We start from the raw sequence: 9,153 nt of genomic DNA, 5'->3' as shown, positions 1-9,153 counted from the left end.
AATACGCGAAAAATTTCACGAAAGAAAACGAAAAAGAAAGCGTATTTTCTTTCCCGGTGAAAAGTGGTGTAATCGAATTCAGTAACAATAAAGGAATTATTCTCGCTGAATAACTCACCTTTACACATAATAAAATCCCGTTCTTTAAAAGGACGGGATTTTTATTTGGTTGACAATTTTGCTTATAGACTTAAAATAATTCCATTTTCCTTGAGCTGTTTCAAAGGTTTCGAAAACCAAAACAGTTCAAAATCTTCAAAATTTTCCTCGAAATTATTTTTGAGGTATTGAAGCGTAATTTTCTGTGGTTTTGCTATTGAATTTTCCTGCATCATCTTCAAAAGCCAATAAGCTTTTTTCTGATCCAGTTCAATTTTTACGATATTGGTTTTAAGATGAAAAGTAAGTTGGGTAATGTTTCGGGAATTTCCTTTTTTTGTTTTTACAAAATCTTCCGCAACCGGATTTTTACTCAGGAAAATTATTTTTGAATTTCCTTTGATTTTAAAATCTTCAGTTTCCAACAAGGAGTCGTGGATATAATCCGGATGTATTGTTGTTCTTGGAATTTTAAAATCGAACCACTCCTGAAGCGGTATTTCAAAATTAATCCCATGCATATAATTAAACAGCGATTTTTTCAATGCATAACCGAATTTACTGTGATCGATTCCAGTTTTATCAGTAAAATCAACATCGTTATTGGCAAATAAAATTTCTTTCTTCAGCGGTGAAACACCGAATTCGTCAGGGTTTTGCCCGATTGGCGAGTGAGCAGTCATCGAAAACTGATGCCAGAATCCACTTTGCAGAATTCCCATTTCAAAAAGCTGGCGAACCATTTCGAGCGAATCTACCGTTTCCTGAACCGTTTGCGTCGGGAAACCATACATTAAATAGGAGTGAACCATAATTCCTGCTTCCGTGAAATTGCGTGTGACTTTTGCGACTTGTTCTACCGAAACTCCTTTGTCGATAAGTTTCAAAAGCCGGTCGCTGGCAACTTCCAACCCACCGGAAACAGCTACACAGCCAGATAATTTCAGCAGATAACATAAATCTCTGCTGAAATTTTTTTCAAATCTAATGTTTGTCCACCAGGTAACGACTAAATTTCTGCGAAGAATTTCTAAAGCAACTTCCCTCATAAGCGCCGGTGGAGCGGCTTCGTCTACAAAGTGAAATCCCGTTTCACCCGTTTTCGTAATTAATTCCTGCATCCGGTCTACCAATATTTTTGCCGATACCGGTTCGTATAATCTGATATAATCAAGAGAAATGTCGCAGAACGTGCATTTCCCCCAATAACAACCGTGGGCCATGGTAAGCTTGTTCCATCTTCCGTCGCTCCATAAACTGTGCATAGGATTCGCGATTTCTATGACGGAAATATAGTGTTGGAGCTGCAAATCGGAATAATCGGGAGTTCCGATTTCAGACTGTTTATAGTCTGTTTTAAGGGAATTATTCTTATAGATTACTTCGCCATTTTCAAGCAGAAAAGTTCTTTTATAATCTCCTAAGTCGCCCTGATTACTGAGATTTTGATGCAAAAGTTCAATCGGAAGTTCGCCGTCATCCAGGGTAATATAATCGAAAAATTCAAAAACTCTTTTGTCTTTTAATTCTCTTAGTTCAGTATTTGGAAAGCCGCCGCCCATGGCAACCTTTGTTTCTGGGTAATTTTGTTTGATGAATTTTGCACATCGAAACGCGGAATATAAATTTCCCGGAAAAGGAACCGAAAAACAAACCATTTTCGGTTGTATGTATTCCATTTTTTCTTTGAGGGTTGCTAATGTAATTTCATCAATGAAAGTAGGGGAATCAGAAAGTTTTTCATAGAGTTCATCAAAGGAATTCGCGCTGCGTCCCAAGCGTTCTGCATATCGACTGAATCCGAAATTCTCATCAATACATTCAACAATAAAATCTGCAATATCTTCTAAATAAAGCGTGCAGAGATGTTTGGCTTTGTCTTGCAAGCCCATGTTTCCGAAAGCAAACTCCAAATCATCAATCGTATTGAAACGCGACGCTTCGGGCAGAAAATTCATGCTGCAAACCTGTCTCACTAAAGTGGGATTGTGACCCTGCAAAAACAGAATAACCTGTTCAATGGTTTTGATGTATTCATCCTTCAAAGCCAAGATTCGCCTGGCATTTTCTGAAAGTTTCTGTACTTCCAATTTTTTACTAAATACATTCTGAAGACCGTGTTGAGAAAAAACCTTCAAAATAACTTCAATTCCCAAATCCATCTGGAAACTTGCGATTTCTTTGGTGTTAAGAAAGCCTTTTAAATAAGCTGTGGCAGGGTATGGGGTGTTGAGCTGCGTAAAAGGTGGCGTGATGAGCAGAAGTTCTTTCAAAGGAATATTTTTGCAAATTTAAATCTTTCAGATTAAAGATTTCTTTATTACAGAAACCGCCAGCAGAAACCGGCGGTTTTGAATCTTGTTATATGGATTTTGCGTTCTTACAAATCAAAATCTCCGGCAGCTTCGGGCTGGTAAATAATCTCATCGATGATAATTTTAGTCATTCCGGAAGGCACAATCCAGTCGATTTCATCATTAACTCCGTAACCGATTAAAGCAGCAGCAACAGGAGAAAAAATAGAAACTTTGCCATTTTTGAAATCTGCCTGCGCAGGATATACAATCTGAAACTGCATTTCTTTCTTATTGTTTTCGAAATGAAATTTTACAATAGAATTCATCGTCACTACATCCGACGGAATTTCTTCTGAAGGCATCACTTTGGCTGAATGCAGTTCTTTCAGTAATTTTTCTGCTTCCTCTTTTTTAATGGTGTTGTTTTGTTTAGCATCACTGATGGATTTATGAATTCTGGTGAAATCGTTTTTGGTGATTAAAATTTGTTTCATCTTGCTATTTTTTTTAAAATATGTGATTAATTTATAATTCGATATGCTTGCATTATTGTTAACATTAAATACTGACATTCGGGTAATATAAAACCGCCTGAATTTTTCAGGCGGCTTATATAAAAATATAAATACTGAAAAATTCTATGTTGATTTAAAGGATAAACCCTTTTCTTCAAGTAATTTCTGCTCTTGCTCTTTGTAGAATCCGGAGGTTAATTTATCGTGGATCGCATCGAAAGCATCCAGGGTTTCATTAATCTCAGCATCAGTGTGCGATGCGGTTGGGATAAGTCTCAGTAGAATCATTCCTTTAGGAATTACCGGATAAATTACTACTGAAGTGAAGATTCCATAGTTTTCTCTAAGGTCTTTTACCAGAAGGGTAGCTTCTACAGTAGAACCCTCCATCATTACAGGGGTTACGCAGGTATCTGTACCGCCAATATTGAAACCTCTTTCGATTAATCCGTTCTGTAGTTTATTTACGTTTTCCCAAAGTTTAGCTTTGATTTCAGGTCTTGAACGCAGAAGTTCCAGTCTCTTCAAACCTCCAATTACCATTGGCATTGTTAAAGATTTTGCAAAAACCTGAGAACGTAAATTGTATTTTAAAATTCTGATAATATCGGCATCACCGGCGATAAATGCACCGAAACCAGCCATTGATTTTGCAAAAGTTGAAAAATAAACATCGATTTGATCCTGGCAACCTTGCTCTTCACCAGCACCTGCGCCGGTTTTTCCTAAAGTTCCGAAACCATGGGCATCATCTACCAAAAGTCTGAAGTTAAATTTAGATTTTAACTCGCAGATTTCTTTAAGTTTTCCCTGCATTCCGCGCATTCCGAAAACGCCTTCAGTAATAACTAAAATTCCGCCACCTTGTTCTTCTGCTACTTTTGTTGCACGAGCTAGATTTTTCTCTAAACTCGCAATGTCATTATGTTTATAAGTGAAGCTTTTCCCCATGTGAAGGCGTACACCATCAACGATACACGCATGTGAGTCGGCATCATAAACGATCACATCATGTCTTCCTACCAATGCGTCGATGGTAGAAACCATTCCCTGATAACCGAAGTTTAAAAGATATGCTAATTCTTTACCTACAAATTCCGCAAGCTCTTTTTCTAACTGCTGGTGCTGTTCAGTTTCCCCAGACATGGCGCGTGCACCCATCGGATAGAACATACCGAATTCTGCTGCAGCTTTCGCGTCTGCTTCTAAAACCTCGGGATGGTTGCAAAGTCCCAAATAATCATTGGCACTCCAGAAAACAACTTCTCTGCCCTGAAACCTCATTCTTGGGCCAATAGGTCCTTCTAATTTAGGAAAAACGAAATATCCTTCTGCGTAATCTGCAAACTGCCCGAGCGGTCCTGGATTTTGACGTAACCGATCAAAAATATCTGTCATTATTTTATAAGATTTTTGTAATTTTTATATAGAGAACAAAGTTAACAAAATTTGACCAAAAAAAACCTTTTTGCAGGCTACAAAAAGGTTGTTGTGTAAATTTTTAGTTTAATTACAAGATAATTTCTGTTTTATAAACTTCGTCGTAATTATGAACACAGTTATTGATGAATCCCTGTTCTTCCATCCACTGATCACTGTATACCTTAGTGATGTATCGTGAACCGTGATCCGGATAAATTGCCACCACTACATCGTCTTTCGAAAATTCGTTTGCACTTGCATACTGCAAAAGTCCCTGCGTTACTGCACCAGTAGTGTATCCTCCCATAATGGCTTCTTTCAGGGCGATTTCACGTGTTCTGTAAGCGGACATTTCGTCGTTAACCCTAACAAATTCATCTACTTTATCGAATAATAATGCTGCAGGAATAAGATTTTTTCCCATGCCTTCGATTTGGTAAGGATGAATTTCATCTTTATTGATTTTTCCTGTTTCGTGGAAACCTTTTAAGATTGAACCGGAAGCATCAACACCAATAACTTTAATGTTAGGATTTTTCTCTTTTAAGAATTTTGCTGAACCTGATAAAGTTCCGCCGGTTCCTGTGCAGGCAATAAGATGCGTTATTTTTCCGCCGGTCTGTTCCCAAATTTCGGGTCCGGTTGTTTGGTAATGTGCATCAATATTAAGTTCATTGAAATATTGGTTGATGTAAATTGAATCAGGAGTTTCTGAAGCGATTCTTTTAGCAACTTTGTAATAAGACCTGGGATCATCAGCCGCAACATTCGCAGGGCAGATGTAAACTGTAGCGCCTAAAGCTTTCAGGTACGCAATTTTCTCCTTTTTTGTTTTGTTGCTTACGGCAAGAATACATTTATAACCTTTAATGATACAAACCATCGCAATGGAAAATCCGGTATTGCCGGATGTAGTTTCAACAATCGTTGAACCCGGTTTTATAAGGCCCTTTCTTTCCGCAGCTTCTATAATGTGAACTGCAATTCTGTCTTTGGTAGAATGGCCGGGATTATAAGATTCAAGTTTAGCATAAACTGTTGCTGGTATGTCTTTGGTAACCGAATTGAGTTTTACCAATGGGGTGTTGCCAATTAAGCCAAGAATGTTATCGTGAACATTAGTCATTTTTCGTCATTTTTCTCTATAAAACCGTCTGCAAAAATACTAAAAAATAAATAATACAACAATTTAAACAGTTTTTTCTGATTTGCAGAACAATAGAAATGTATTTTTCATAAACCACACTCGATGCACATTCACTTAATCTTTGTTAAATTATAAAGATAATTAAAGAAAAACCTTATTTTCGCAACATTGAATATTTTTTATGAAAAATTGGTCTTTTAAACAATGGAATACCATTTTAGGATGGGTTATTTTTGCGATCGCTTTTGTTACCTATTTATCAACGATAGAGCATAATTTCAGTTTTTGGGATACGGGAGAATATATCGCTTCCGCTGCAAAACTGGAGGTTACCCATGCCCCAGGCGCAGCACTTTTTCAGCTTGTAGGAGCTGTTGCAGCCATGTTTGCTTTTGGTAACGGTGATAATTATTCGATTGTCATTAATGGCATGTCGGCGCTTTTCAGTGCAGTTACGGTTCTTTTTCTGTTCTGGATCATCACGCATCTGGTGCGCAGACTTCTGAATAAAGATTTCAATGAAATTACAAAACATCAGGAAATTGCCATTTTATTCGCAGGAGCGATTGGAGCTTTAAGTTTTACTTTTTCCGACACCTTCTGGTTTTCTGCTGTTGAAGGCGAAGTTTACTCGATGGCTACCATGTTTATCGCTCTTTTACTTTGGCTCATTACCAAATGGGAAAACGAATATCATGATTCCGACAACGAACGGTGGATTATCTTAATCTTCTTCGTAACTGGGCTTTCTGTGGGTGTTCACATGATGTGTATGCTTGCAATTCCGGCTGTATGTTTAATTTATTATGCAAGAAACTATACGTTTACCTGGAAAAGTTTTCTTTGGGCAAACGTATTCACTTTAATTATTTTAGGAATTGTATTTAAAGGAATTTTCCCTTTAATCATGACACTTTTCGGTAAAATGGAAATTTTTGCAGTTAACGGAATTGGTCTTCCTTTCCATTCCGGAACCATCATCGCATTTATTTTGTTGATTGCGTTCTGCTATTTTGCTATTAATTATGCTAAAAAATCAAGAAAAAGTATTTATCAAACTGCCGCTTTATCCGTAGTTTATATGGTGATTGGTTTTTCCTGCTGGATGGTGATTCCGATTCGCGCTATTGCAAATCCTCCGATGAACCTTAATAATCCTGATAACGCGATTGGAATGCTCGATTATTATAACCGTGAGCAATACGGCGATTGGCCAACTTCTTACGGACAGAATTATACGGCATATCTCGATGCCAACGGAATTCAGAAAAATGAAGACGGAAGCTATAAGACCGAAAAAACAGGCGATGTATATGAAAAAGATGAACAAACCGGTACTTACAGAAAAGTAGGAGACCGTTATAACTACGTTTACAGCAAAGCTCATGTTGGTTTTATGCCGAGAATGTTCAATGAAGATCAGGGAGTGATGGCCAACTATATCTCGATGTACGGCGCACCGGATTTTTCTTTCAATTATGACAACGAAGACGTTGCCGACAGTCCGGAAGCAAAACAGATTTACGAGGAATTACGCCAGAAGTATGAAGACGGAAGCATTAAAGTTGAAGATTATCTGAAGGTAAAACCTTATAATTTAATCAACGTTCAGAAGCCTTCTTTAGCACAGAATTTAGATTACTTTTTCACCTTCCAGAACGGCTATTATTTTGTGCGATATCTGATGTGGAATTTTGTTGGAAGACAAAATGATCTTGAAGGTCACATGGAAAACAACCGCGGAAACTGGATTTCAGGAATTCCTTTTGTTGACAATGCTTTGTGGGGTGACCAAAGCAAAATGCCTGCAAAATTCAAAAATGAAAGTACTGTTGCGTTTTTCTTTTTACCGCTTTTATTGGGTCTAATTGGTTTTTTCTTCCAGCTGAACCGAGATTTCGGTAGATTTTATGCGATACTTTCGCTTTTTGTCATCACCAGTGTCGGAATTATTTTCTACACCGGAGTGAAGCCCTTCGAAGTTCGCGAAAGAGATTATGCGATGGTGGGGTCATTTTTCGCATTTTCCATATGGATTGGCCTCGGTGCTGCAGCGATCCTGTGGTTTATTCAGGAAAAAATAAAATCAAACGCTGTAAATGTAGTGGCAGGAATTGTACTGATGGGAATACCTTTCATGATGGGTTTCCAGAACTATAATGTACATGACAGAAGTGGCAGAAGTGCAGCTTATGATTATGCTTATTCAACATTGAAATCGCTTCCGAAAAATGATATCCTTTTTGTATATGGCGATAATGACACGTACCCGATTTGGGGAATGCAGGAAACTTCGGGCATGCGCGATGATGTGAAAGTTGTGAATTTCACCTTGCTTTCAACCCCGTGGAATATCGATCAGGTGAAGAGAAGAACGTATAATTCGATGCCTGTGCCGTCAGTATTAAATCATGAAGATTACCGAGATGGAACCAACGATCAGATTTACCTTATGAGCCCGGAGGACTGGAAGAACGTTTTTGCCAACCTGAAAGATCAGGGCGCTCCGGAAACGGCTTTTGCAGGATTCAGGAAGTTTATGACCCAGGATTCTATGACGCTGAAAGAAGCAATAGATTTCATTAAAGTAAAGTCTGAGGATAAAGATGAAATCCTAAAAATGCTCTTTGGTGAAGCTAAATATGAGAAATTCAATTTCCTGCCGGTTTCAAAATTTATTTTGCCGGTAAACAAAGCCAATGCAGTGAAATCGGGTACTATTGAAGCAAAAGATGCAGCGCTGGCTGTTGACCACATTACCATCAATTACAAGAGCAACAGTATGTTCAAAAATAATTTGATTCTGCTGGACATTCTTGCTAATTTCGATTGGAACCGACCGATAAACTTCTCTACAGGCGGAATTTACGATCCTGAAAACATTTTTTATCTTGGAGATTATCTACAGTTCGACGGTTTCAGTTACCGCCTGGTTCCGATCAACACTCCGGAACGTGAAGACGGGGAAATGGGAAGAGTAGATGCAAATTCGCTTTATAATACCGTAAAAAATTACAGTTGGGGCAATTTCAAAGATTTAAATGTTCATTTCGATGAAACCTGTACACAGAATATTGTAAGCTACAGAAGTTCTGCAAGCCGTGCCGCTGAAGCTTTGGCACTTTCCGGACAGAAATCAAAAGCCCTTGAAGTTCTGGATATGGCTTCCCGCGAGATTCCTGTGGAGAAATACAACGATCCGAGGTCATTGAGCTCAATGGTTTATGGATATATCGTTGCCGGCCAGGAATCGAAAGGAATTAAACTTGCCGAAGAACTGAAAAAAGGAATTTTCACCGAATACGATTATTACACCAGTCTTTCGCCCGAAGAACAGCGTTTTGCAGGGAAACAGATGCGTACAAAACCGATGGAGTATTCACTGGTTGTAGGCGCGGTTTCCGATGCTTATAATAAAATCGGACAGAAGGAAAAAGGCTACCAGTATCTTTTAAAATCCATTGAAACGGTCGATAAACGCTTCAATGATTTCGTGAAAAATCTGCAGACAATGGGTAAAGATAAGGCGTTCAGAGAATCTGAAAAAGTGCAGGTTATTACTCCTTTTTACACCTATTTATTTGATGTGATGAATCCTTATGATTCTACGTATTCTAAAGAAAAAGAAGCCCAGATTACCAATGCGATGATGAAGGCTACGCAATAAAATTCA

General features: G+C 38.1%; 5 protein-coding genes. 1 reads left to right on the top strand and 4 read right to left on the bottom strand.

Translation table 11 applies throughout. From position 1 onward, the window contains the following. Positions 1-182 precede the first annotated feature (182 nt). The 4 genes from V5N63_RS04225 to V5N63_RS04210 form a co-directional block, all read right to left on the bottom strand. Complete coding sequence (locus V5N63_RS04225) at positions 183-2,372, bottom strand: B12-binding domain-containing radical SAM protein (protein WP_332032940.1); 2,190 nt, start codon at positions 2,370-2,372, stop codon at positions 183-185. A gap of 107 nt (positions 2,373-2,479) precedes the next feature. Next, positions 2,480-2,890: a nucleoside diphosphate kinase regulator gene (gene rnk, locus V5N63_RS04220; RefSeq protein ID WP_332032939.1), complete on the bottom strand. Its 411-nt coding sequence runs from the start codon at positions 2,888-2,890 to the stop codon at positions 2,480-2,482. Between the two features lie 144 nt (positions 2,891-3,034). After that, a complete protein-coding gene (locus tag V5N63_RS04215) occupies positions 3,035-4,309 on the bottom strand; it encodes an aminotransferase class I/II-fold pyridoxal phosphate-dependent enzyme (protein WP_332032938.1) in 1,275 nt (424 codons plus the stop codon). Positions 4,310-4,421: 112 nt separating this feature from the next. After that, positions 4,422-5,459, bottom strand: coding sequence for a PLP-dependent cysteine synthase family protein (locus V5N63_RS04210; RefSeq protein ID WP_332032937.1), 1,038 nt, complete (start codon positions 5,457-5,459; stop codon positions 4,422-4,424). A 202-nt stretch (positions 5,460-5,661) separates the two neighbouring features. On the opposite strand from V5N63_RS04210, the gene V5N63_RS04205 reads away from it, so the two are divergent. Further along, the gene (locus V5N63_RS04205) at positions 5,662-9,147 is read left to right on the top strand and encodes a glycosyltransferase family 117 protein (protein ID WP_332032936.1); all 3,486 of its coding nucleotides are present in this window, start codon (positions 5,662-5,664) and stop codon (positions 9,145-9,147) included. Positions 9,148-9,153: the final 6 nt, after the last annotated feature.

Source organism: Kaistella sp., assembly GCF_032060305.1.
Lineage (GTDB): Bacteria > Bacteroidota > Bacteroidia > Flavobacteriales > Weeksellaceae > Kaistella > Kaistella yananensis.
Note: the sequence above shows the minus strand (reverse complement) of the source record. Positions and strands in the feature narration are given on the sequence as shown.